This is a genomic window from Ktedonosporobacter rubrisoli, assembly GCF_004208415.1.
GTDB lineage: Bacteria > Chloroflexota > Ktedonobacteria > Ktedonobacterales > Ktedonobacteraceae > Ktedonosporobacter > Ktedonosporobacter rubrisoli.
On sequence record NZ_CP035758.1, the window covers coordinates 6,935,460 to 6,957,667 of the forward strand.

The 22,208-nt window shown below is 52.7% G+C and carries 22 protein-coding genes; 4 read left to right on the top strand and 18 right to left on the bottom strand.

The features are described from left to right. Positions 1 to 26 precede the first annotated feature (26 nt). The 5 genes from EPA93_RS30110 to EPA93_RS50500 all read right to left on the bottom strand — a co-directional run bounded on the left by EPA93_RS30110 (position 27) and on the right by EPA93_RS50500 (position 6,286). Positions 27 to 1,982 carry a DUF6909 family protein gene (locus tag EPA93_RS30110; protein WP_207229243.1) on the bottom strand — a complete coding sequence of 652 codons (1,956 nt, stop codon included), beginning with the start codon at positions 1,980 to 1,982 and terminating at the stop codon, positions 27 to 29. A gap of 303 nt (positions 1,983 to 2,285) precedes the next feature. Then, positions 2,286 to 3,125: a TRM11 family SAM-dependent methyltransferase gene (locus EPA93_RS30115; RefSeq protein ID WP_165423490.1), complete on the bottom strand. Its 840-nt coding sequence runs from the start codon at positions 3,123 to 3,125 to the stop codon at positions 2,286 to 2,288. Between the two features lie 163 nt (positions 3,126 to 3,288). After that, on the bottom strand, positions 3,289 to 4,599 hold the full coding sequence (locus tag EPA93_RS30120; protein WP_129891076.1) for a hypothetical protein: 1,311 nt from the start codon (positions 4,597 to 4,599) through the stop codon (positions 3,289 to 3,291). A 263-nt stretch (positions 4,600 to 4,862) separates the two neighbouring features. Beyond that, positions 4,863 to 6,014, bottom strand: coding sequence for an ABC transporter ATP-binding protein (locus tag EPA93_RS30125; RefSeq protein WP_129891077.1), 1,152 nt, complete (start codon positions 6,012 to 6,014; stop codon positions 4,863 to 4,865). A gap of 140 nt (positions 6,015 to 6,154) precedes the next feature. Then, positions 6,155 to 6,286: a hypothetical protein gene (locus EPA93_RS50500; protein WP_277988676.1), complete on the bottom strand. Its 132-nt coding sequence runs from the start codon at positions 6,284 to 6,286 to the stop codon at positions 6,155 to 6,157. A 422-nt stretch (positions 6,287 to 6,708) separates the two neighbouring features. Here EPA93_RS50500 and EPA93_RS30130 point away from each other — a divergent pair, with 422 nt between their 5' ends. Beyond that, positions 6,709 to 7,089, top strand: coding sequence for a winged helix-turn-helix transcriptional regulator (locus EPA93_RS30130; protein ID WP_242527168.1), 381 nt, complete (start codon positions 6,709 to 6,711; stop codon positions 7,087 to 7,089). Between the two features lie 61 nt (positions 7,090 to 7,150). Beyond that, positions 7,151 to 7,648, top strand: coding sequence for an HIT family protein (locus EPA93_RS30135; protein WP_129891078.1), 498 nt, complete (start codon positions 7,151 to 7,153; stop codon positions 7,646 to 7,648). Positions 7,649 to 7,710: 62 nt separating this feature from the next. On the opposite strand, the gene EPA93_RS30140 is transcribed toward EPA93_RS30135, so the two are convergent. The 6 genes from EPA93_RS30140 to EPA93_RS30165 form a co-directional block, all read right to left on the bottom strand. Further along, a complete protein-coding gene (locus EPA93_RS30140) occupies positions 7,711 to 8,466 on the bottom strand; it encodes a response regulator transcription factor (RefSeq protein ID WP_129891079.1) in 756 nt (251 codons plus the stop codon). Position 8,467: 1 nt separating this feature from the next. Beyond that, positions 8,468 to 9,367, bottom strand: a complete 900-nt coding sequence (gene pstB, locus EPA93_RS30145) for a phosphate ABC transporter ATP-binding protein PstB (RefSeq protein ID WP_129891080.1) — start codon at positions 9,365 to 9,367, stop codon at positions 8,468 to 8,470. Positions 9,368 to 9,394: 27 nt separating this feature from the next. Beyond that, complete coding sequence (locus EPA93_RS30150) at positions 9,395 to 9,616, bottom strand: hypothetical protein (RefSeq protein ID WP_129891081.1); 222 nt, start codon at positions 9,614 to 9,616, stop codon at positions 9,395 to 9,397. A gap of 51 nt (positions 9,617 to 9,667) precedes the next feature. Continuing rightward, complete coding sequence (pstA, locus tag EPA93_RS30155) at positions 9,668 to 10,615, bottom strand: phosphate ABC transporter permease PstA (protein WP_129891082.1); 948 nt, start codon at positions 10,613 to 10,615, stop codon at positions 9,668 to 9,670. Further along, on the bottom strand, positions 10,612 to 11,520 hold the full coding sequence (gene pstC, locus EPA93_RS30160) for a phosphate ABC transporter permease subunit PstC (RefSeq protein ID WP_129891083.1): 909 nt from the start codon (positions 11,518 to 11,520) through the stop codon (positions 10,612 to 10,614). Before pstC ends, pstA begins: the two co-directional genes overlap by 4 nt. A 77-nt stretch (positions 11,521 to 11,597) precedes the next feature. After that, entirely contained in the window at positions 11,598 to 12,548 is a 951-nt protein-coding gene (locus EPA93_RS30165; protein ID WP_129891084.1) for a phosphate ABC transporter substrate-binding protein, read from the bottom strand. Between the two features lie 485 nt (positions 12,549 to 13,033). On the opposite strand from EPA93_RS30165, the gene EPA93_RS30170 reads away from it, so the two are divergent. Further along, a complete protein-coding gene (locus tag EPA93_RS30170; protein ID WP_165423491.1) occupies positions 13,034 to 13,564 on the top strand; it encodes a DinB family protein in 531 nt (176 codons plus the stop codon). Between the two features lie 6 nt (positions 13,565 to 13,570). Here EPA93_RS30170 and EPA93_RS30175 read toward each other — a convergent pair whose 3' ends face one another. The 5 genes from EPA93_RS30175 to EPA93_RS30195 form a co-directional block, all read right to left on the bottom strand. Then, positions 13,571 to 14,443, bottom strand: coding sequence for a WD40 repeat domain-containing protein (locus tag EPA93_RS30175; RefSeq protein WP_129891086.1), 873 nt, complete (start codon positions 14,441 to 14,443; stop codon positions 13,571 to 13,573). 2 nt (positions 14,444 to 14,445) lie between these two features. Beyond that, positions 14,446 to 14,931 carry a molybdopterin adenylyltransferase gene (gene mog / locus EPA93_RS30180; RefSeq protein ID WP_129891087.1) on the bottom strand — a complete coding sequence of 162 codons (486 nt, stop codon included), beginning with the start codon at positions 14,929 to 14,931 and terminating at the stop codon, positions 14,446 to 14,448. A 4-nt stretch (positions 14,932 to 14,935) separates the two neighbouring features. Further along, positions 14,936 to 15,595 carry a CpXC domain-containing protein gene (locus tag EPA93_RS30185; protein WP_129891088.1) on the bottom strand — a complete coding sequence of 220 codons (660 nt, stop codon included), beginning with the start codon at positions 15,593 to 15,595 and terminating at the stop codon, positions 14,936 to 14,938. 378 nt (positions 15,596 to 15,973) lie between these two features. Then, positions 15,974 to 17,242: a DNA double-strand break repair nuclease NurA gene (locus tag EPA93_RS30190; protein WP_129891089.1), complete on the bottom strand. Its 1,269-nt coding sequence runs from the start codon at positions 17,240 to 17,242 to the stop codon at positions 15,974 to 15,976. A gap of 56 nt (positions 17,243 to 17,298) precedes the next feature. Then, positions 17,299 to 20,451, bottom strand: coding sequence for an AAA family ATPase (locus EPA93_RS30195; RefSeq protein WP_129891090.1), 3,153 nt, complete (start codon positions 20,449 to 20,451; stop codon positions 17,299 to 17,301). 336 nt (positions 20,452 to 20,787) lie between these two features. Here EPA93_RS30195 and EPA93_RS30200 point away from each other — a divergent pair, with 336 nt between their 5' ends. Then, the gene (locus tag EPA93_RS30200) at positions 20,788 to 21,564 is read left to right on the top strand and encodes an SGNH/GDSL hydrolase family protein (RefSeq protein WP_165423492.1); all 777 of its coding nucleotides are present in this window, start codon (positions 20,788 to 20,790) and stop codon (positions 21,562 to 21,564) included. 74 nt (positions 21,565 to 21,638) lie between these two features. Here the strand turns inward: EPA93_RS30200 and EPA93_RS30205 are convergent, their stop codons facing one another. After that, positions 21,639 to 21,968, bottom strand: coding sequence for a hypothetical protein (locus EPA93_RS30205; protein WP_129891092.1), 330 nt, complete (start codon positions 21,966 to 21,968; stop codon positions 21,639 to 21,641). Beyond that, a complete protein-coding gene (locus EPA93_RS30210) occupies positions 21,968 to 22,171 on the bottom strand; it encodes a hypothetical protein (RefSeq protein ID WP_129891093.1) in 204 nt (67 codons plus the stop codon). The genes EPA93_RS30205 and EPA93_RS30210 overlap by 1 nt, the downstream gene beginning before the upstream one ends. Positions 22,172 to 22,208 lie beyond the last annotated feature (37 nt).

Here is a 22,208-nt window from a genome sequence, read left to right on the forward strand (position 1 = left end):
GTTGAGAAGAGCTAGCCACCTGGCGATCAGACAGCTTTGGACTCGGCTGCCTGCTCCTCACTTTCGGTCGTGAGCGGCTGCGAGGGCTGATAGTTCAGAGCGATCTCATTTTCAAAGATGCGGCGCATGATAGCTATCGTGGAGGCATAGGTCGAATCCATGCCAAAGTACGAGAGGCTACCAGCGCCAAGATTTTTGCCCCGCGTATAAGGCGTATCTGAGCCATAATGCAGAATGCCAAGTTCATAGGGCAGGCGCGCAAAATTAATATTCTCTCCAATCGGATAGCGCGTCAGGTATTGATCTTCGTAGACCGCATTCAGATACGGACCGCTCTCCATCTCCACAACCGTATAGTTGGCCTGATAATAGAAGTCAAGGTACTGACGATTCTGCAGATAGGTGCCTTTGGCCGAAACGGCCTTCTGATTATCCAGCACCGAGCCATAGATCAAGTAAGGCTGCACATCCTGGGCCGTAAAGCAATTGTCAAGCCAGTAAGTATTCTGGCTATGCTCATCAAGCACCACGTTCGAGACCATCACATCCCCGATGCTCCCGTTGAGCGTTGCCGCCTTACCCAGAATATAGATACCGCGAATCTTATCCATATTCTCCATAATCTCGCGCATCATGCGATAGGCCGCCATCCCCAGTGGATAATCGATATTGAGAATAAGGGCCTGGCTTCTGGCCAGACTGGTCATATGCGGCATGCGACAGCGTGGATCAACCTCAATCTGGACCAGCTTAGAGAGCTCAAAGATCTGGGCATCGATCTCCAGGCCATAACGCGCATTGACGCGCCAGATCCCACGCTCCTGTTCCTCCTGGATGCGGGAGCGCGCAAACTCCCTTCCGGCTGGCGTGTTCCATTGGCGGGCCGCAAAGTACAAAAAGTTCTGCCAGTTGCCCGGCACACGGCCTTCCTGCAGCTTCAGGCACTCTTCCTTCAGGTAAGGATCTTTCCCATTCAGGGCAAAATCCACAAGATCGGCCTCCCGGTTGAGAATAGTTCCCGAGACCAGATTGATGATGCTATGGGTATTGCTAGAGACAAAGTAGACGGGTCGATCCTGCAAGCCTAGCGTATCTAGCAAACTTTTGACAGGGACCCACCATTTATGCGTAGCCCGCACATAGCCAACATGCGAGCCGCCGAGCATACGCAGCGAGAAGCTCTTGCGCTGCCGCCCGATGGTCAGCAAGTTTTCCCACAGGTGATCGCCCCAGATGAGCTCAAGGCGCTGCCAATCGTCAGGCGCAATATGCAGGCGCTCGCGCAGTACCTTGCTGATCTCCGCAAAGACAGGCGATTGTCGATCCATACGCGTCTCCAACAATTGAAGCGTCGTCGGGTCCTTCTGAATCAGATAGTACATCTTGTTCCATTCGATCTGGAAGGCAACCAGGATGGGCACAATATCGTCGGTATCGCTCACACTGGCCACATAAACTGCCAGCGTCTCCTTGCCATCATAAAACCATTTGCGCCGCCGGGCCGAAGCCGTCACGGCCTGCCAGCTATCAACCGGGAAGCCATGCTGCAAAAAGACTTCCTCGGATTGTCCCAACAACACCAGGTGACAATGTAGAATCGAGTCAGGCAAGCGCAGCACGCTATAGATGAAGGCCGACATATCGGGATAGGGGGAACGGGCATCGGGGTGCAGGCTGGAGTCAATATTGTAATGAGCCTGCACAAGGGCCTTCAGACTCACCTCGCCCGAACTACGCAGCAAAGTATTATAAGTGCGGATATACAATTCAACGTCACGTGTTCCTGCTTCGTGCGACTTTTCTCCATGTTCAAAATCGCGCGTCATCATAGCGCGCCTGGCCCTTTGGGCCTCAATTAGTTCATCCACCGGTTCCAGTGAATCTATATCCTGTTCTTCTCCTAATGCATCTTCATATGCTACTGTCTCAGCGACATGCAGCTGATCATCCTCATCGCGCTCGTGTTTATGTTTGCGTGGCATAGTCGTTTCCCTCTTCTCTGAGGCGTTCGTTTAATCGATCCTCTATGTTTTCAATAATTATACGCGGCAAGGAAACAGAATCATAGGGGAAGAGGGTCCGAACAAGCTAACTAACGTGGTATGCAAACTTTGCGTAAACGGGGCAGACCTGTCCGGGGGACAGGTAATAGAGGCAGAGCCCCTGTCGGTGGAACCCTCTCCGGGGGAGAGGTAATGGGGCGCGCCGCGACCTAGCGGATTGGACCCAGCCTCTCTTCCCCTTCACCGCTGCAGACTGTGGAAAAACTTACATATGGGATTAAACTATGATTTTGGTTTGTGTAAAACAACGATATACTGGTGAGCAATATTGGGAATGTAAGCGAAGGGATAGCCATATGGGCGCAGGCGTGTGCCCGCTTGATACCAGATAATCTCCCCTTTAGGAATAAAGCCATGCAGCCTGGCCCGTCGTGCCAGATCCACATGCGTAAAAATATATTCACCATGCTGATAGGCATTTCTGACGATAACGACCATATACTTTTGCGGCTTGAGCAGAGCAAAACAAGTCTCAAAAACGTGCTCCATAGCATTTAAATAAGCCTCATAGCTGGCAAGATTGGCCAGATCGGAGGGATCATCGGAGTGCATATCATAATCTGTACGCCGATTGGAATACATTTCAGCATAGCGATCATTGGACATTGTTTGCTCAAGGTGGATATTATAGGGAGGATCGGTGGCGATAAAATCAAAAGATTCGCGCTCCAGCGTAGGCAGTATTTGCAGACAATCCCCTCGGATCAACTCCTGGGCCAGCAACTCTCCCTGGCTCTCAGCGATTATCTGTCGATATATATCTACCCACTTCTGATTAATCTCTATGCCAAGAGCCTGGCGCGGCTTTTTGCAGATGGAGGCTCCTATCAGGGTACCACCCACGCCGGCGAAGGGATCGAGGACCCGACCTCCTGGCTTGGTAAAGAACTCAATAAGCTGGGACATGAGCTGTGGCGGCTTATTCGCTCCGTGAGCTTTACGTAATTTATGCCCATACTCGGAAGGATAGGCCGTTGTAAGAATGCTCTTCGTGAAATAGAGCCATTCCGCTCCAGTTAATTCATTAAGCACATTGCGTACCGAGATACCGTCATTCTCCACAAGACCACTCCAAAATATAGCTTTTCTTAAAATTCACAGCTTTGCTTGTGAAATTATGCCACTAAAAACGTCTATTTGGCGTACACTAGTAATGAGAGGTGTTACTAAAACGTTGGGTCTCCCCATACCCGGCGTTTCCCCCTGGTAATGCCTCTTTTTTACCTCAGGCCCATACCAGCATATCATCATTGCCTGGGATAGGCATCTCCTCCCCCTCTCGCACCTGCCGTCGTCGTTCACAATAAACCTCTCTACTTACTAATAACTCCTGAATGACAATATCGTAATCTTGCATCGTGAACTGTCCAAAGCGAGTTAGAAGCAATTGCTGCCGCAGATCGGGCCAGCGCCGTATCCGCTGTGTACGCCCCAGCTGCAAAGCAGCCTGGTACAATTCCTGCCTCTCTTGCTCGTAGCGTTTGCGTTCCTGCGCCGCAAACCAGGCTTCGCTTAATACTCCCTGATAGCTTTGCTGATAAACGCAGCGATTTTGCAGGCAAACCGCATCATTCATACACATAAAACTATCCTGACGTCGGGTGGCAAAAATCAAGCTATAGGGGGCATGCTCGATTACTGAAGGGCCTAGCGCAAGCGGGATAGAGATGCGCTGCACCGGCAATAAGAAGTGACGCTGCATTGAGGCAATAAACAAGTCGATCAGTTTAGCCACGGCCTGCGGTATTTCTCCCTCATCAGCGGCAAGAGACTTCCAGCGATCTGTGCGCAAGAGAGCGGTCAGGACAGCGACAGTTGGCGATGGGGATGAAGATTGAACAGAATGCAGGGCCGTGGTGAGCAGATCGCCAACCTGTTTATGCGAGATAAATAGACAAAGCTCGGTGGGAACGGTACGCTGATAGAGGGCCGCAAGATCATCATAGCGAAAGGTTGTCTGACCGAAGGGATTGAGCAGGAAGATGGCAGGCGCTTGCGCTATCTCTTTAAGCAGCTCCGGGGCAATTTCGAGCCAATTGGTGGCCAGGATGCTGCTCTCTTTGGGGATATCGGCAAGCTGCGGCTCTGCTGTACTGTTCGAGGATTTTTTTTGCGCGCGTTTGCTGCTGCCTGTGGCCAGGACCAGGCCATGCAGAGCGATGGGCTTGCTCTCCTGAGCAAGACCATTCGCTAGCTTCACAATCGGCTGCAAGGCGGGTGGCTGCGCAACAGGTGTCGCGCTTTTTTTACGCGCTTTCCGCCCCTTCTCATCGGCAGGCAGCGCTGGCTCAGCAAGGGCGGATGACACACGAGCGGCTTTAGGATCTATTCCCAGCGCGTCAAGCCAGTAGCAGCGACGAAAGATACGCGTTGCCCCCAGGGAACGGCAATAAGCCGCAACATAATCATGAAGCAGCCACTTACGCAGCGAGGAGAGAATATATCGCTCGCTGTAACGGCGCATGCGCCGAGCAGAACCGTGCTCAGCCCTACCCGGCAACAGGTGATTACTATCGATGTCTGCCCATAAGTTCATCGTGTCTTTACCACACATAAAGTGAAAATATCTACGCCCGGCACTTCCTGGCCAGACCTCCATCCAGGAGGAAGGCAGATATAGAAGCTATTTTCCCCACCAACCTTAAAGATAAGAGTATAAAGTACTTCTAATTATTGTAACTTCTAGCCCGCCCGGTCGTACAGGGCCAGCTTTGATTATTGTACTGTAAAATATGTTTCTGCTAATTATACATCCACTTGCTGATACATTGCTCAGCCTCATTCTAGCAGGCAGGTAGATCAGGTATAGGCGCGCGCCTCGGTAGCCTTGAAGGCAGCATAAATACTCTTGCCCTCGCTGAGCTCCATGCGCCTGGCCGAGGCAGCAGTGATCTCGGCGGTAAGCGGCGACATTTGCGCGGAAGCCCCATCCAGCAAAATACTGACGCGTGTCGTTCCCTCCTCATCTTCAGCCGAACCGGAACCCGGGCCAAGGCGCAACATTTGCACAATCCTACCATGAAAGACGTTGCGCGCCGAGCTCTCGGGCGCGGCCTGATAGAGCGTCACGCTATGCGGATTTACCACTATATAGGCCTCCTCGCCCACCGCCGGAACCTCTTCCGCCGACCCCATTTCTTTTAGCGCGGCAACCACCTCACCGCCCTCAAGGCCATCATGCAAGCGGATCACACACATTGTGCCGTTCTCATAGCGCACAATCGGGCCGTGAAAGAAATTGACGCCCACCAGTTCGGCAACATAGGAAGAGCGAGGATAGGCCAGGAGATCGCGCTGCTCGCCCTCTTGAATAATCTCCCCGTGGTCGAGCACAAGAATATGGTGGCCGAAGAGCAAGGCTTCAAGGTATTGATGCGTGACCATAAGCGTTGTGATGCCAAGCTCAGAGAGGATGCGACGCAGCTCATGGCGCACCTCGCGGCGGGTCTGCACATCTAAGGCCGAGAGCGGTTCATCCAGAAGCAAGAGCTGCGGCTGCAGGGCCAGGGCTCTGGCAATAGCTACGCGCTGCTGCTGCCCACCCGAAAGCTGAGACGGGCGGCGCTGATCCATTCCAGGCAGGTGGACACGCTCAAGCGCCTCGCCCACCCGCTGCTGAATAAGCTTACGCTGAAGATGCTGGGCACGCAGCCCGAAGGCTACATTCTCGAAAACGCTGAGATGGGGAAAAAGCACGTAGTCCTGGAAGACATAGCCAAAGGGACGCTCCTGCGGCGGTACAGCAATGTGCAACTCGCTATCGAAATAGATAGTCTCGCCCAGGGCAATACGCCCCCGCTGGGGATGAAGCAAGCCGGCCAGCAGGCGTAGAACCGTGCTTTTACCGGCCCCGCTTTCGCCCAGCAGGACAGTCGTTTTGCCCTTCTCAGCAGTAAAATCGAGTGCGAGATGGAATGTATTGAGATGCGTATCTAGCCCAACGTGTAGCATGTATCTCTCCGTGGTAATCAGGATGAAGGAGTTATGCGCGCAACCTATAGATGCTCTCTCTATGATAGCAAGATATGCTCAGAAACGCCACTCTTTATGTTGTACTGTCCAGAACTTCTCACTATTTTAAAGAGGGATTGTCAAGGGCCGTTGCCCTGGGGCTTGGAGGCTACGTCGCGATCGAGCGAATTGCGCTCCAACATTTCCCCCCTCTTCGCCGCCGTCAGGCGGCGCAAGAACGAGAACTGGAAAGCCCTTGTCGTGTCTTCCAAACAGAAGACTAGTTTTCTGTTCTCTATAATTGGGCTGCTAGAGATTTTCGGGTGGGAATGTGGAGTCAAAAAATTGTTGCTTTAAAAAGGAAACTCGTGTATACATCTCTTGCCACTGTTGTTGCTTGTCTTCTATCTGTGTTATCATTATCATTATCTTCCTTTCTTCATATATTTTAGAAGTTTTTGCAACACTTATTATGCTTCAGAGGGCAACCGGGCGTAAAAAGCAGGCAAAATAGCATAATAGCCGAAAGATACAGGTCTCCGGCAGCATATGTGTGCTTACTTTTTAGCTGTAGCAGTACTTGCCGCAGAATAAAAAGCATGGTATACTGAGCATGACATTTAATATTGGTCATACTTTACCCAAATCTTATCTGGAACCAGAAATGGCAGGCTAACCCATGGCGACGAAGCCGATGACATCAACAATCTCATCCACACCAATGGCCCATATGTGCCCCCGTTATGAGCGCGCGATTCAAATCCTTGGCAAACGTTGGACAGGCTTGCTCATCGATGCGCTTATGCAGGGCCCTCGGCGCTTTTGCGAATTAACGGCACTCGTGGAAGGTTTGTCTGATCGCGTGCTGAGTGATCGCCTGCGGGAATTAGAGGCCGAGGGCGTCGTAGAGCGCGTGGTCTATCCACAGATCCCGGTGCGTGTAGAATACAAGCTCACCGAGAAAGGTCAGGCCCTCAAGCCAGTTGTGGACGCCATTCATATCTGGGCTGAGACCTGGTTTATGCCAGAGGACGTGGATGCTACGGTGACGAGCGAGCCAAATCAACAGAATTAACTAGAGGAAGGTGCAGGACAGAGGCTGCATGTGGGCTGATGATGCACCTACAAGGGTAGATATGGAAAATTTATGGGCACCATGGCGTATGGCGTTTATTACCCCGAAAACGCCTCCTCCGCCAGGGTGCATTTTTTGCACCCAGCCAGCCGAGAATCGCGATGAGGAACATCATATTCTCTACCGGGGCGAGCATTGCTTTATGATGCTGAACCTGTATCCCTACAATAATGGGCACTTGATGATTGCTCCCTTTCAGCACGTCGGCGCGCTTGAAGCTTTAGATAGTGCGACGCTCGCCGAACTGATGAGCCAGGCCCAACTTGCCCTACGGGCTCTGCGTTACGCCATGAATCCTGATGGCTTTAATATGGGGATCAATGAGGGGAAAGTAGCGGGAGCCGGCTTCGCCGAGCATATCCACTACCATATCGTGCCACGCTGGCAGGGCGATACAAACTTTATGCCAGTTATCGGCGACATCAAAGTCATGCCGGAGCACCTGGATAATGTCTATCGCCAGTTGAAGGATGCCCTGGAAAAGGTGAAATCTGCCTGACGAGCTCATGCACAGATGAACCGCAGACCAGGGGCGCTGGTAAACGGGGATAGATAGCCTGTTTACCAGCGGAATACATAACCAACGCCACGAACTGTCTGAATCATCTTGGGATTAGCCGGATCTTCCTCTAACTTCTCGCGCAGCCAGCGCACATGCACATCAACTGTACGCGTATCGCCAGCGTAATCATAGCCCCACACGTTATGGAGCAATTGATCGCGCGTCAGCACCGTACCCCGATTGCGCACAAGATACGCCAGCAAGTCAAACTGCTTGGGCTGCAATTCCATATCCTGGCCACGACAATTGACGCGTCTTCCAGCAAGGTCGATGCGCAGTGGCCCTGCTGCCAGCTCGTTGCGCGGCTGACGAGCCGCCGGAATCTCTCCCGTATCACCAAGGCCCTCACTATTGGGCGCGTACTCGGCCCGACGTAAGAGAGCCCGCACGCGCGCCAGCAGCTCCCGGCGCCCAAATGGCTTGGTTACATAATCGTCGGCCCCCACCTCCAGCCCAACCACCTTATCGATCTCATCGCTTTTCGCCGTAAGCATCACAATCGGCGTCGTGGCTGTATTACTCTCGCGGCGCAGCTGACGGCACACCTCCAAGCCATCCATGCCAGGAAGCATCAGATCGAGAATGATCAGGTCTGGAGTCTCACTACGAGCCGCATCCAGAGCGCTGCTACCATCGGCCGCAGTTACGACCCGGTAGCCAGCTTGCTCTAGATTATAAGCAATCGTATCGACCAGCACAGCCTCGTCATCGACGACAAGGATCTTGCGCGGTCCCGCCGCTTTACTGGTTTGCATATTAACCGAAACGTCCACTTATATAATCTTCCGTCTCTTTTTTCTTGGGCCGCTCAAAAATGTCTCGCGTCGCAGCATACTCTACAAGCTTGCCACTCAGAAAGAAACCAGTGAATTGAGAGACACGAGCAGCCTGTTGCATATTATGTGTTACTATCACTATAGTATAGTCCTTGACAAGCTCTGTCACCAGTTCCTCAATCTTCAATGTAGCGATCGGGTCAAGTGCCGAAGCAGGCTCATCCATAAGCAGGACTTCCGGCTGAACAGCCAGGGCGCGCGCGATGCAGAGACGCTGCTGCTGACCGCCCGAGAGGCCTAACGCCGAAGACTTCAGGCGATCCTTCACCTCGTCCCAGAGCGCAGCCCCACGTAAGCTGCGTTCCACCATTTCTTCAACCTGTTTCCCTTTCTTGCCCTGCACATGCAGCCCATAGGCCACATTCTCAAATATCGACTTGGGAAAGGGATTGGGGCGCTGGAACACCATACCAATGCGCTGGCGCAAGAGCACAACATCTGTCCGTTTATCGTAAATGTTCTCGCCATCGAAAAGCGCTTCCCCCTCAACGCGCGTGTTGGGAATGAGATCATTCATGCGATTAAGCGTACGCAAAAAGGTGGATTTGCCACAGCCTGAAGGTCCGATCAGGGCAGTTACCTGGCGTTCGCGAATCGGCAACGAGACTTCATAAAGCGCCTGTTTGCTTCCATAGTAGAAATTAGTGTCCTTGACATCTATTTTGAGCCCGGTGTCAGAAGTGGGCTGAGGAGTCAGCGTTTGAGGGACAGTCGTAACTGGCACCTTCGGCTGACCTTGCTGGTCATTTCTTTCCTCTTGAGCATCCTGGGCTTGTGCTGTTTGGGCTGATCGTCCAGGCTGGTTAAAGCCGGAATTCATAGAGCCTCCTTTGCTCTCTACCGTATTCTATACGAGCGGATACTCTTTGTGCAACGGAATGGATGTATCAACGATCAAACGATCTCCATGGACGACGAGACGGATATAGCGCCCGGCAAGATTCTTACTGATGAAGTAAGGTCTGCCCTCATAGGAGATGTGCCCACTTCTGGCGACTTTGCGCGAGAAGATGCTGGCACCTTCGGGGGCCATCGTATGCTCATTTGAAGGGTTGGTCGTTATATTCATAGCTGATTGGTCCTCGCTCCTTATATAGCTAACTTTGACAAATTAGGAGTCCTACGCAGCCGTGAGACGACGTTGAATGAGGCGCCCCAGGCCACGCGCACCGATATTGATGATAAGCAGAATGACGATAAGCAGAGCTGCCGAGCCTGCCGAGATCGCGCTAGCTTTGGCGGCGGTCATTCCAGGAATAGAGCCCGCGCCCAGCGTCTTCACATACCAGAGATGGATCGTCAGCGTATCGCTGGTGATAGAGACATCGGGAGTAAACACATCTGCAGGATTGGATACGCCCATTGTAAAGACCAGGGCGGCGGTTTCGCCGATCACTTTTCCGGCCGTCAGGATCAGGCCTGTGATCAGGCCGGGCAAGGCCGAAGGCAACACAACAGTACGGATCATATGCCATTTGGTCACACCCAGCGCCAGACTGCCCTCACGTAAATCGCGGGGAACCGTAGACAGAGCATCCTCAAAGAGACGCAAGGCCAGCGGCAGATTCAGGCAGAGCAGGGTAAGTGCTCCGGTTAGACGGCTGATATGCAGACCAAGCAATGATCCAAAGAGAATAAAACCAAACAGGCCGAGCACAATTGTTGGGACACCCGACAATGTTTCGGCGGCAAAACGAATTACCGTCACCAGCAGCCCTTGCCGCGCATACTCGACTGTATAGATAGCGGCAGCCAGAGCAATTGGAAACAGAATGACTTCGGATACGATCAGAACATAAAAGGTATTGAAAATCTGCCGACCGACCCCCAGGTCGCTAGCCAGGTAAAAAGATGGATCGATCAAGTATGGAAAGCCCTGCACCACTAGCAGAACGATAATGGCAATAAAAGCCACGGCAATCAAGACTGCCACAATCCACAGAATGGTCATGGCGATATTATTGCCGGTATGCAAGCGTCGTACCAGCCTACCGAGCTCTTGTGTGGGCAGGTTGCGCGTTGATGCTTGCTCTTTTTCCGCGACTTGCTGCAACCCTCGTGTGCTCATCTATATACACTCCTACTTGCCAGATAACGGCTGATACAGATGAAGATAAACGAGATTACCAACAGCAGGAAGGCCAGCGTCCAGTAAGCATCCTGCGATACACCAGAGGTCTCTCCAAAATCAAAGAGAATGGCCCGCGTAATGTTGGTAGTTGGAATAAAGAACGACTGGAGGCTGAAGAGTTTTGCAGGTATCGAGTCGCCGCCCAGGACCATAGCCACTGCCAGCGTTTCGCCTATCGCGCGTGCCATGCCCAGGACTACCGCAGTTGCCAGGCCAGAGGCCGCAGCCGGTATGAGCGCACTTCTCATCATCTGCCAGCGCGTTGAACCAAGGGCCAGACTGGCCTCACGCACGCTATGTGGTACCGCGCGCAGGGAGTCGATAGAGATACTAGTAATCGTGGGCAGGATCATCACCACAAGGACGATAATCGCCGCCGCATAGCCGTAGCCGTTCGTATTAGTGATCTTGCCCAGAAAGGGAACCAGAATGACCAGGCCCAGGAAGCCTAGAATGACCGAAGGCATACCTGTAAAAATCTCGATCAGCGGTTGGAGGATGCGCGACAGCCAGGATGGAGTGACTTCAACCATGAAAAGGGCCATGCCCCAGGCCAGAGGAGTCGCGATAATCACCGAAACAAAGGTAATGATCACCGATCCAACGATCAGACCAAGCGCGCCATACTGAGGCGTATCACTATTGCCTGCTGTGGGGTCCCAGTGGGTACTTGTAAAGAATTCTTTGAACGTAGTACCACCGCGCTCAAAGAAGACGAGAAACGCCTTCGAGCCGACAAAGTAGAAGACGCTGATAATGATAAGGACAAGAAAAATGGCGCAGGCGAGAAAGATAATACGAGCAACCTGATCTGACAGATGCGTCTGTTGTGCTCGTTGCACCCCTGTTCTCCTTCTTTACTATCATTGGTTCCGGTCATCCCTACGCACTTACGTAGGGATGACGAAAGGAAGGCCACTTACTTATTATGGGTGGTGCGAATATTCTCAGGGACAGTGTTAGTAGGAACAAACTTCAGGCTCTCAGCGATCGTAGTAGCATCGGAGCTGACCATATAATCGAGGAACGCCTGCGCCAGGCCTGAAGGCTGGCCCTTGGTGTACATATGCTCGATATTCCAGAACTTATAAGCGTTGCTAGTCACATTGGCAGCGGTCGGCTCCTGGCCATCTATCTTAAGAATAGCCAGGCTTGAACTAGCCTTTTCGGCATCGCCAAGGGCCGCATAGCCAATCGCGCCGGCAGTTTGTGAAACAGTCTGGATAACGGTACCGGTGCTATCAACTGTCAGGTTTTTGGCCTGGGCTGGGCTTTCGTTGTTATTATCAAGCATGAACTTCTTGAAGGTTGCCCGCGTTCCAGAAGTGGTGGGGCGGCTAATTACGGTGATCGGGAGATCGGGTCCGCCGACTTGCTTCCAGTTAGTGATTTTGCCGGTATAGATGCCCTGCACGTCGCTGGTCTTGATATCGTTAACCTTGACATTTGGATTAACAATCAGAGTAAAGATAACAATTGCTACCTGATGATCAACCAGATCGGTTTGATTAGTTGCCGCTGGTACATCAGAGTTACCGATTTGGGAAGTTCCATTCTCGGCATCAGCCAACCCCTTCTTACTTCCCCCGGGCTGCACGGTGATGCGCGCGCCGGAACACTTCTCCTGATACTTCTTAGCGACAGCATCTACATAAGGCTGCAAAGCCGTTGAGCCGCTGGCAGTAATGCTACCGGAGACACAATTAAATCCTCCAGCATTGCTGGCGCTGCTGCCAGGCGTGCTGGCGCTGGTGCTACCGCTTGCCGGGGTAGACGTAGATGTAGTGGCGCTAGAATTGCCTCCGCAGGCCGAAATAAGGAGGCAGGCGGCTACTGCAAGTATGAATGCAATACGCCAATGCTTTGACATAAGTACTCCTGCTTTCTCAGACTGAATTATTTATTTGAAAACATTGCATCGATGGCCGTCCTGATAGTTTATGTGGCCACACTCGTTATCTGTTGCACTAATACCCTACCATTGTCAGGTTAAACATGCTTTAACTATGCTTTACGGCAATGTTAAGGAGCAGTTAAACTTTCCCTGGGGATAAGCCAGAAAATTTAACACAGGCAGATAATCACTCACCTGAAGCAGCCTGAAAACAAAATCCCTGCTATCCCAAGAGGAACAGCAGAGATTTTTCAACTCCGAAAGCCTATTCATATAACTTATGTCCCGAAAAACTACATTAACGGGAGCTCTTACAGATACTTTAAGGCTTCTACTTTCCAGCTCTCTTATGAGCATTGTCCCACTCTTGTGATTGATGTTGCCGCACAGCTATGCTATCGTTTAAGTGGCAAGTATTGGCGGCATAAGAGAGGTTATCAATATATTTCAAGGAGAAAGCTGTGGATATCATCGAGTTCTTTCGCTCAGAACAAAAGCGCTTGCATAGGGAACTTTACGCAAGTGTTAACGGACTTACCCTTGATGAGTGGCATTATACTTTGCCGGGCACCGGCAATCATATTGCCTTTATTCTCTGGCACTGTGTACGCACCGAAGATAACATACTGAATCTGATTTTAAGGGAGCGGCCAACGCTCTGGCATGAGGAGCAGTGGGCGGCCCGGCTCCAATTACCACAAAAGGTTCAGGGCACTAGCATGCCAACTGAGGAGGCACACAACTTACGCCTTGCCGATCCTGCTCATTTTTTACAATACGCCCAGCGCGTCTGGCAGGAGTTTGAGGGCTATCTTGCTGGGATTGACGATGGCGGGAAAGAGCTTTCACAGCGCACCGTGATGGTCAAGCCGCTGGGAAAGATGCCGGCCATCCAGGCCATCGGCATTGTCTGCCTTTCTCATCTCTTTTCTCATCTTGGCGAGATTTCTTTGCTACTGGGAGCTCAGGGTAAGCAGGGCTCAGCCATCTAAGCAGGCTTAAAAGAGCTGCTCCAAGCAAATGCTGTTATGACTGGCGACGGCAAGCTGGCGACCATCGGGCGACCAGTCCAGGGCGCGTATCCAGGAGGTATAGTCGTGACAGGTAGTAATGGTTTCGCCACTCTCGGCTGACCAGATGTGCACGCGGGCATCATCGCCGCCGCTAGCTATGCAGTTCTGGCGACGGGACCAGGATACAGCCTTAAGCGGGCGCGTGTGCCCTCGGTAGATACAGATAGTCTCACCATCCTGTGCAGACCAGACCTGCACCTCTGTGTCCTGGCCGGCCGAAGCTATTGCCTTGCCATCTGGTGACCAGGTTGCAGCATAGAGCGGACCACTATGCCCGCGATAGGTGAGGAGAAGCTGACCATCGAAGGGTTGCCATAATTGGACGAGGCCATCGAAGCTAGCGGAAGCGACAGAGCTTCCATCCAGCGACCAGGCTACCGCGAAGATTCTGTATTGCTCACGATGAGTATACATATGCTTGCCGCTCATAGCTTCCCAGGTCTGCGCCGTGCTATCGCCAAAATCGCCGCCCGAGGCGATATAGCGGCCATCAGGTGACCAGGCCAGGCTGCGCACAAGGCGCCTGTGGAAATGATATTGCGGATAGATTCGGCTATTGTCGGCGTGCCAGATATGAATGGAGCCATCGGCACTACCTGCGGCAATATATTTACCATCCGGCGACCAGGCTATGGAGAGCAGATAACTTGAGTGTCGAAAGATATATCGACAGGTGCCAGTAAGAGGGTCCCAGATATGCGCCGTGCGATCACGGCCACAGGAAGCAATAGCATGGCCGGTAGGGGACCAGGCCACGGCAAATACACGGTCCTGGTGACCGGTATAGGCAACTGGCATGGTTAATGTTCCCTTGGGCCCTCAATAAGCAGGTTGATGGCATGAGGAAGGACAGGTAGGACGTATTCCAGGCACTCTTTAACAGCTTTAGGGCTACCCGGCAGGTTGATAATGAGCGTACGACCACGTACGCCAGCTACTCCGCGCGAGAGCATAGCCATGGGCGTATACTGCAAGCTGGCGGCCCGCAGAGCCTCGGCAATGCCAGGAGCTTCACGCTCAAGCACAACCTTTGTAGCTTCGGGCGTCACATCGCGCGGAGCCAGGCCAGTGCCTCCGGTCGTCAGGATCAGGTTGAGGCGTTTCTCGTCGCACCATTCGCACAATGTAGCCGAGATCTGTTCCTTTTCATCAGGAATAATCGCGCCGGCGCTAACCACAGCATCAGGTAGCTGAGCCACTAGCGCCCGAATATTCTCGCCGCTCACATCCTGGCGCTCTCCTTTTGCGGCCCCATCGCTAATGGTAAGTACTCCAACAGTGATCATTGCTTTAGCCCCCTGGCGCCAATTCGCGCATCAATGCCCCAATCTGGCGACGTGAACCATACAGCCAGACTGTGTACTCGTCGGGCATATCTTCCACCTCAACATTGCAATCCATCTCTGAAGCCAACTTGCGCGCAATATCCAGGAACTGGCCGCGCTCAGCCTCGTTGCGGCTCTGCGTGCTCAGGGCCAGTTTGCCCAATCGTTCCTGCGGGCTAAGGACGCCATTGATCAAGACGTTCAGCTGATCTAGCCCGAAGACAACCTGCAGCGGCGGCATCTCACGAGCCTGCGAAGGCGTGACAGATATGGTCCGGCCACCATTGCCATTGTTCTCACTCAAGCTATTTTGCTGCTCTTGCGCATCGGCAACATCCATATAGACTGAGCGCAATTTCTCTAAAATGAGAAGGCGCGCCTCCTGCGGTGCATCGCTGCGCGGATGAACATAGGCGAGAAGATCATGCTCCGGATCTGAGTAGATAAAAGGTGTGGAGATGGCTGCACGCCTCCCACAGGCCGGGCAAGTTGAGACGTTGATTAAGCCGGCCAGAACGATATAGCGCAGACGCGGGTTTTGCGCTACGTTTACATATTCGTATGTAGTACTTGTGAATACCTCTCCGCAAGGACAGGTCAATGTATGAGTAGTCGAGCGTGACATTGTTATCAATTCTTTAATAGTTCTCTTCTAGCTAACTTATCGTGTAAATCGTTTCCACCGCCAGGGGCGCTGCCCCTGATACCTGTCCCTCGGACAGGGCATCCTCTCCAGTGGAGAGGTATCCATTTCCGAAAACTTTGTACTTTGTTTGACTCGATCGAGCCTTTCGACTATCTACAACTCGATCTATGTTTGCTAACAAGTATACCATATAGCGTTGCTTCCTATAACTATATTCGCTGCGAAATGTGCAAATCATGCTTCTGATTTAACAGGTTGGAAACTTTATCCCACTGTTACCCGAGGTAACAGGGAGGTTCGTATCGTATCTTTCTGCCGAACGCCACAAAATTAGTGGTTGGTCGCTCAAGGGCCAAATTAGCGCCTGCGCCCCTTGCTGATGGATTTGCTTGAGAAGGTAAATTTGATACCTTGCTTCTGCATGAAATTCTGGAATTGGCCATAAAATTCGTTGCGATCCTGCATGGTAATTACGGCCACCGCATCGGCAGTCTCGATGGCATAGGGATAGCCATTGCCGGCGATGACTTCGGCGCGCACGACATCCAGCACAGGCTCAACAATACCATCGTCAAGCATCCAGCGCGGAAATTCCAGGCGGGCCGGCGGACGTTTCATGGCAGTCTGCAGATAGCAGAAGGCAACGCTATCTTGATACGTTCCATAACCCTCTAGAATGTCGCCGCGCGCACAGATCATGGCCGGTGTGCGATCTCCCCAACGTAACCGCCCCTGCCAGAGCAAAGCATCGTGAATCTTCTTCGTCTCGCGCAAGATGGGCTGCTTATGTGTGGCATCCAAACGGCGCAGCATGGTCACGAAATCGCGCGCATAGCTGGTATCGATGTAGCCAATCAAGGGGACACGCAGCTCTTCGGAGGCTCGCAAGAGCGAGACCGCCGAGGAGATATAGCGCTCACGATAGGGACTGGGCATGGTCAGGGCAAAGGAGACAACCAGCGAGCCATCAAAGAAGACTACAGGACTGTAGGCAGGATCGTCGGGACTTCGCGTATCAGCGAGCTGCTGCATAAGGCTGAGCAGGGTCTCGACTTCGAGCACATAGCGACGCAGGGTGACTTGCAGCTCCGAATAAGGATAGCTATCAGGATCACTATTCTCGGCACGCGCTTCGGCCATGATTTCATCGGGGGCCAGGACTTCCAGGCGCACATCCTTGGTGTAGGCCTTGCCATGAGTATGGGGATTAATAAAAAAGCCAGCCTGGATCAAGGCCACGGGAATAGAGGCATCGCGCCAGGGCTGCAACTGGCTCCCATCGATGGCTACAGTTGTAATGCCCTCAAGGCATTCGGCCCACTGGCGCGCCTGCTCGTGATTGGCAAATTCGCGCCCAAAGGGAATGAGCGGGATATGATAGTCATTGAGGACGGCATTAGCCAGCCAGCGATCAAACTCGATACTGGGCCGCGCTCCCGCCGACTGCTGACCAGCTTCTTTCGTCGGTAGCAGCTGCTCTAGCTGCGTACTGGAGTTGTAGCGCTGGTACAGCGTTTCGAGCATATACTGATAGGCCTTAAGCTGCTCGCTAAATGCACCATCATAGTGCGAAAACTGGCCGCTTTTCAGCTTGAGAGCCGCCTGGAGTTTGCCATTATGCAGCATATAGAAGCTCCTTGTGACATCCGGCAGACTTAAGCCCGGCCTGCCGCAAGTTAACGCTAAGGGCGAAAAGCCGAAGACATAAGGAACTGGGAATCTCGGCCATCCCACAGATCTTGCTCTTGCACACGCGCCTCTCTTTCCTCCTCGTGTAATTGTGTCTCGCCCCCATCCTTGCTCAGGCGTACCAGGCTATCAAGGCTCTGCTCAAAGGTATCGTCATGGCTGATCACGATCAGCTGATCAAAGCCGCGCACACGGCGAATCTGTTCGGCGAGGTTCATGCGTCGAAGCTCATCCATATTCTGGGTTGGCTCATCAAAGAAGGCAATGTTGAGCGTGGAAAGCTTTTTGAGCAGGGCCAGGCGCACGGACAGGGCGGCGCTCATCTGCTCGCCACCACTTAGCTGTGCAAAGGTACGGCTGCTTCCCTGGCGGCGCAATATGATCTCATAATCGTTCTGCCAGGAGAGCTGAGCGCTATGGTCGCCCATGATTTCACCGAAAATACGGTTTGCCTCCGCCGAGATATCTTTGAGCATCGCCTTTAAGACATACGGTGCCGCCTCTTTAATCAGTTTGCGGAACTGCTCAATCATTGCATGCAGATCTTCAAACTCCTGATAGGTCTGGCGCGCCGCTTCAAGCGCGCTAACAAGTTTCTCGGCAGCGTTGATCTGCTGCTCTAGCTTACTGATCTTTTCATGGTGATGCTTCATATCCTGGGCCAGTGCGCTTAATCTATCGCGCAGATCTTCAATATGCTGGCTTAAAACATTGAGCTCTTCCTCTTTAAAGCCCTCACGAGCTCGCTGATAAGCCTGTTCCACTTCGCGCAATGCTTGCTCGGCCTGTTTACAGGTCTGGGCTTGCTGCTGGTAAGTTTGCTGACGGACCGGCAGCTGGCGCGCCTCGTTCTCGTTCTGGAGATAGTGCTGATGGCCCTCCTGACATTGTTGGCGGAACTGTTCCTGGCGTTGAATATCCCCATCCAGCGTGGCATACGCGCTCAATTGCTCTTGCAAAGTTAGCAGCTGCTGCCTGGTCTCTTGAAGCTGCTTTTGTTCTTCTCGCATTCTTTGCTGATAGAAGTTCTCCTGGGCAATCACGCTCAACTGGGATTTGCTCTCGGAGCGTGGATCGTTCAAGTCTTTCAAGGCTGCGTCGATTTGCTGGAATTGGGTCTCGCTGCCGCGCAACTGTTCGGCTTCCTGGCCGCGCTCGCTTAGCTCCGTCTCCGTCTGGCGGATCTGCTCATCAATCTGTTGGGCCTGCTTATAGAGTCCTTCCAGGATACGCGTTTGCTCGCTGGCCTGCTTACTTTCCTGGTAGGCCTTCTCAGCCTCTTTCACCTGCTGCTCAATTGTGCGTAGGGTCTGCAGCTCCTGCGTAAGCGTCTCGACATCGTGTTCGAGGCGCTCTAGCTCGCGCTTATAATGCTGAACCTGCTCAGCCAGGGTATCGCGCCGTTCCGCATATTGATCAAGCTTGTTCAAGGCCTCGGCATACTTCCTGATCTGCCCCATGCGCGTAGTAACGGCGAGCTGCTTCTCATTGAGCTCAGTCATATGGACGTGTTCTTCTTTTAGCAGGCCTTCAAAGTAGGATTCGAGGCTGCTCATGCCGCGCTGCCTGATATTGAGGCAGGCCTCATTCAGCAAGGGACACTGACCGCCTGCCGATTGCGCACGGGACCTGGTATAGCCCTCAATATTGCCCTCAAGGCGGTGCTTCTGAGCGGCAAGATCCTCATAGCTCTGCTGCAGTTCGGGCATCTCCTCGGCTTCCTGGCGATGTTCTTCAATCACTGCAACATTATGTTCAGCGCGGCGCAACCTTTCAGCGCGTTCCTCAAATTCCAGCCGCTTCTCTTGCAGGAGAGTGCGTTTTTCTTGCAGCTGGCGCCTCTTGCCATTGTATTCGCTATGCTGGATACGCAATTGGGTGAGGCGTTCGCTGCGCTCATGGAGAAGCTCGGCCGCAGGTACAAGCGGCTCAATAGCCTTGATTTTCTGTTGAAAGTCGGCGCGGCGGCGCTGGTACGTCGAAAGCTGCTGCTGCAAGCGCTGACGGAGCGCGCCAATTTCGGCGTAGCGGGTACGCTTTTGCATAGCCTCATCGCGCTGCTTCTCAAGCTCGATCTGTTGCTCAACCAGGGGAGCCAGCTCGACGACCTTCTGACGCGCTGCCGCGACATCAGCCAGGCGCGCGCTCCAGTTATCGGCGTTAGTTTGCGTTCGGGTCAGGTTATTCTCTAGCCTGGCGAGCTGTTGCTGTAAAGAGTTGCGCTGCTGTTCGTCCTGGCGCAAGCGCTGCAAGATTTGCTCGGCCTCGCGGTAGCGCTGATAGTCGGCGCGGGCCGTATCGACGATCTGCCGAGCCTGGCGAGCGTTCTGTAGCTGCTGCCCATATTCCTGCAAGCGGGCCTGGTGATCCGTGGAAAGCTGCTGGCTATAGGTATAGCGCTGCTCCAACTCGCGCAGTTGATCGCGCTTGATAAGTAGCGTGGCCTGCTGCTCCCCATAGAGGGCAAGCTGCCGCGTCCATTCGACATTCTGCTCTTTCTGCTGCTCATCCTGCAAGCGAGCATCTCTGAGCTCTTGCTGCCACACCTCTAGCTCGCGCGTCTCGTAAGCCAGGCGATTGATCTCTATCTGCTGCTCCTGCATCTGCTCTTTATAATATTTTTGCGTATCGAGCAAGTTGTCGGCGGCAGTTTTGTAATCTTCGATCTGCAAGAGGGCATCAAAAGTCTGCTTACGCTTGCTGCCCACTTCCAGAAAGATGGAGGTAAAGGTACCCTGCGGCACGCCAAGGGCATCGCGGAAGAGCGAATTGAGCGGGCGCTCCCGATCGATACCAAAGAGCTCATGTAATTTGTCCAATACATCGGCATTCTGCTCGATGCGCGCGTTGGCTTCGTGATCGTGGATTAGCCAGCGTGCACCACTGCCGCAGCGCCGCTCTACGGTATATGGGCGGTCATCGCCACCGATCAGGCGAATAACTACCTTGCCATGCTTCTCTCCCTCGCGCACAAACTGATCCTGGCTATAGGGTAGATAGCCGAAGAGGGCAAAGCCAATGGCTTCAACAAGCGTCGTTTTGCCAACACCATTGGGGCCACTGATCGCGGTTGTCCCGCGTCGGAGGTCTACGGCGATGTGGCGATAACTTTTGATGTTCTCTAATTCTATACGTGTGATGAGCATGGCGATAAGACCAGCCTCCCCTACGAACGCGAAAAATACACTCCCGGCTTGCTATTCCACTTGAGCGAGTCAATAGTGGAAATATCAGGCGCATTATAACATGCCTGGGAAGAGAATGCCCCTCCGCAAAGTCCTCCAGATGCCCTCTCTCATGCTTTTGGGGAGCGGCTTTGCGACGGCTCTTTTTCCATCTTCTCTACAATTATTGACAAACTGCTCAGTTTTATCTATTCTACTTATAGATAGATGTGTTTCAACCCCATGATACCCGGCTGCTCGCTTATAAAAGCAAGCACTCGTTGTATCAACCTGGCCTGCAAGAGGGAGAGTGCTCATATGAAGCCTCATCGCCGTAAGTTTCTCCTCGCTATATCTCTGGCTTTTGTAGTTGCGCTACTTGTACTGGGCACTTTCTGGACATTGGGATTGTTTAATCGCAGCGCTATAGCTCATGAGAAGACGCCGGATCATATTGTGAGAATAATGCCTTTGGGCGATTCTATTACAGCCGGTGACACTTTTTCTAAAGGTTTCAAGACTTCGGTAGCCGGCGGATACCGCACTCCTCTATGGTCTGACTGTATGCAAGAGCAATGGCATGTCGTCTTCGTAGGCTCACAGGTTGGTGGACCGGCCTCACTTACCGATAAAGCGCATGAAGGGCATCCGGGCTGGCGCATCGATCAGATCTCGGCGCATGTAGTGAGCTGGCTCAGAATGTATCAACCTGACATCATCCTCTTACAGATCGGGACTAACGACATTTTGCAACACTATCATGTCAATACAGCTCCCGCTCGCCTTAGTTACTTACTGGCCCAGATTAGCAGTACGCTCCCTCTGGCAACCACTATTGTGGCTCAAATTACCCCGCTTGGTCAGCCGCAACTCGATGCTCAGGTTGTGGCCTTTAACCGCACTATTCCGCTGATTGTGAAGAGCATAGCAGACCAGGGAAGACATATTGAATACACAGACATGTATGATGCGGTCCCGGAGAGCGATTTAAGCGACGGGATACATCCCAACTCAGCTGGCTATGTCTTAATGGCTACTGTCTGGTTTGACACGCTCAGGCCACGCTTTGCCACGACCCAGATGCCTGCAAATTGATTTTCATTACCTGAGATCGCGTATTAAACAAAGGGAGCCTATATGCAGGCTCCCTGATAAAGAGATCACTTTTGCTAGTTCTCCTGCTGGATAATGCTCTCCAGATAGCTTATTCCACAAGAGCTCCCAACTTCTGCGAGCTTTAAACCAGTGGGGAGATAGATGTTATAGCGCGCATTGTGGGTGCGTGGCAATTTCTCGCGCTTGAACGTGCCCTGCGGAAAATAAACAAGCCAGTAGTCATGCCGTTGCGCATCCTGCTTCATTTCCAGGGAACAGCCATGATACATCAGGACTTCCTCCTCGCCGGGCAAGATATCCCAGAAAGCCTGGCGGCTGACCGCGTACTCTCCAAGCTCGCCCCAGGGTGGACAAAATGGAAACTGTGGGGATGTATCCGCCATTATTTTTCCTCTCCCAACTGCCTCACAATGCGAGCATGAAAGCTCTCAAGTACCGGTAGCACCTGCTTAGAAATGTCCTTTGGGATCAAGCCATGCTGAGTAGCCATGGCATAGACATGTATGGCGTCTCCGATGGCAATAAGTTCTTTGAGGGATGCGACAAATGGGCGCATCTGATCCAGCACTGGTGGTAGTTTCTTCATGATTCTCACTCCTTACTCAACGTAACACTACAAAAAC